At 65.0% G+C, this 3,060-nt stretch carries 1 protein-coding gene; it reads left to right on the top strand.

Translation table 11 applies throughout. The features are described 5' to 3' along the window. A partial coding sequence (locus DBR12_RS23485; RefSeq protein ID WP_369861598.1) for an EAL domain-containing protein occupies positions 1-2,941 on the top strand: 2,941 nt, incomplete at its 5' end. Between the last annotated feature and the right edge of the window lie 119 nt (positions 2,942-3,060).

The raw sequence follows: 3,060 nt of genomic DNA, 5'->3' as shown, positions 1-3,060 counted from the left end.
CGCTGTGGGCGTGCTGCAATGGGTTGTGGTGATGTCCCTGCTGTGGGTGGGCATCGGCTTGACCAGTGCGTCTGCGGCCCCGCGTGAGCTGCGGGTGGGGGTGTATTCCAACGAGCCCAAGGTGTTTGTCAATGAAGATGGCAAGGCCGCAGGCATTTTTGTGGACTTGCTGCAGTTGGTGGCCGAACGTGAGCAGTGGACGCTGAAATTTGTGCCCTGCAACTGGCAGGACTGCCTCAACGCCCTGCGCGCGGGGCAGCTTGACCTGATGCCCGATGTGGCGCGGACGCCCGAGCGCGAGGCTCTATATGGCTTCCATGCGCTGCCGGTGTTGCACAGCTGGTCGCAGGTCTACCGCGCCCAGGGCGGCGCGATCTACTCACTGTTCGACCTGCAGGGCAAGCGGGTGGCGGTGCTCAGGGGCTCGGTGCAGCGCGCCACCTTCATCAACATGATGGACAGCTTTGGTATCCAGGTGTCGCTGGTCGATGCACCGAGCCTGATCGAAGCCTTTGCGCTGGTGCAGCGCGGCGAGGCCGACGCGGTGATTGCCAACCACCTGTTTGGCAACTTCCATTCGGTCCGCTATGGCGTTACGGACACGGGCATCGTGTTCCAGCCCGCCACGCTTTTTTTCGCCACCACCCCGGGGCGCAACGCCGAGGTGCTGGCGGCCATCGACCGATCGGTGCAGGACTGGCGCAGCGGTACCGACCCTGCCTATGCCGAGGTACTGCGCCGCTGGGGTGTGCAGACGCAGCCGGGGCGGGTTTCGCCGCAGGTTTTGTGGAGCCTGGGCGGGTTGCTGGTGTTTGGCCTGCTGGCGGTGGTGGCTGTTCTGGTGCTGCGCCGCCAGGTGCAAGAGCGCACCCGCCACCTTGAAAGCAGCGAGCAGAAGCTGGCCGCCATCCTGGACAGCGTGGGGGCCTTTATCTACATCAAGGGCCGCGACTATCGCTATCAATACGCCAACCACCGCACGCTCAAGCTGTTTGGCAAGTCGGCCAGTGAGGTGGTGGGCCACGACGATACCGCCCTGTTCGATGCCGCCACGGCCGCGCAGCTGCGCGCCAACGACCGGCGCGTGCTGGAAGACGGTGAGACACTGGAGGCCGAGGAAGTGAACACCCAGCTGTCTACAGGCGAGACGCGGGTTTACCTGTCCATGAAGATCCCGCTGCGCCATGCCGACGGCAGCATCCATGCGCTGTGTGGCATTTCCACCGACATCACAGAGCGCCGCAAGGCCGAGGAGTCGCTGCAGATTGCGGCCACGGTGTTCGAGTCGTTCGAGGGCATGATTGTTACGGGGCCGGACCAGCGCATCCTCAAGGCCAACCAGGCCTATGCGCGCCTCACGGGCTATGCGGTGGAAGAACTGGTGGGGCAGACGCCCCGGCTGTTGAACTCGGGCAGGCATGACGCGGCCTTTTTCGCCGCCATGAAAGCCGCGCTGCGCACCACCGGAATGTGGCAGGGCGAGGTGTGGAACCGGCGCAAGGATGGCACGGAGTACCCCGCCTGGATCACCATCACCACGGTGCGTTCGCCCGAGGGCGAGGTCACGCACTACGTGGGCACCCAGACCGACATCTCCAGCCGCAAGGCGGCCGAGGAAGAAATCCGCCTGCTGGCCTTCTACGACCCGCTCACGGGCTTGCCCAACCGGCGCCTGATGACCGACCGCCTGCAGCACAGCCTGGCGGCCAGCGAGCGGTCTGGTTCCGGCGGGGCGTTGCTGTTTGTGGATCTGGACAATTTCAAGGACCTCAACGACACCCAGGGCCACGAACTGGGCGACCAGCTGCTCAAGCAGGTGGCGGCCCGCCTGTCGGGCTGCGTGCGCATGGGCGACACCGTTGCCCGCTTGGGGGGCGATGAATTCATCGTGCTGCTGGAGGGCCTGAGCCCCCATGCGGCCGAAGCCGCAGCCCAGGCCGAAACCGTGGGGCGCACGGTGTTGGCTGCCCTGAGCCAGAAATACCTGCTGGGTGGGTTTTCGCACCACAGCGCGTGCAGCATCGGCATTGCGCTGTACGCCGATGCCCGGGGCTCGGTGGACGAGCTGCTCAAGCATGGCGACATGGCGATGTACCAGGCCAAGGGCGCAGGGCGCAATACCCTGCGGTTTTTTGACCCGCGCACGCAGGCCAATGTCACCGCGCGCACGCTGCTGGAGGCCGGGCTGCGTGAGGGGCTGCGCGATGGCCAGTTCTTGCTGCACTACCAGGCGCAGATCAACGCCCACCAGGGTGTGGTGGGCGCCGAGGCCCTGGTGCGCTGGCAGCACCCGCAGCGTGGCCTGGTGTCACCCGCAGAGTTCATCCCCGTGGCCGAGGCTTCGGGCCTGATCGTGCCGCTGGGCAACTGGATTTTGCGCACAGCCTGTCAGCAACTGGTGGAGTGGGGCCGGGATGCCCGTACCGCGCAGTGGACGCTGGCTGTCAATGTGAGTGCGCGGCAGTTCCGCCACAGCCACTTTGTGGACGAGGTACTGGGGGTGTTGGAGGAGACCGGCGCCAACCCCCGCCGCTTGAAGCTGGAGCTGACCGAAACCCTGCTGCTCGACGATGTGGAGGACACCATCGAGCGCATGGAGCAATTGCGCCGCCACGGTGTGGGCTTCTCGCTCGACGACTTTGGCACCGGTTACTCCAGCCTGAGCTACCTCAAGCGCCTGCCGCTGGACCAGCTCAAGATCGACCAGAGCTTTGTGCGCGACTTGCTCACCGACGCTGATGACGCCAGCATTGCCCGCACCATCGTCACGCTGGCACACAGCATGGACCTGGGCGTGATTGCCGAAGGCGTGGAAACCTGCGAGCAGCGCGACATGCTGATCAGCCTGGGCTGCCTCACCTGGCAGGGCTACCTGTTCGGGCGCCCTGGCCCGGCGGCGGCGCTGCAGGCGGCGGCTGCCGCCCATTCGGCAGTGCCTTGAGCTGTTCTTGCGGCGTGGGATAGATATGAATTGCTATGTTTTTTATAGCTAATAAATGGATGTGGATGCGCGGAGAGGGCCGTTTTGATTAGATAAATGGGTGTTGTGCCTTGGCTGTC

The organism is Acidovorax sp. HMWF029 (assembly GCF_003060895.1).
Taxonomy (GTDB): Bacteria; Pseudomonadota; Gammaproteobacteria; order Burkholderiales; family Burkholderiaceae_C; genus Acidovorax.
Note: the sequence above shows the minus strand (reverse complement) of the source record. Positions and strands in the feature narration are given on the sequence as shown.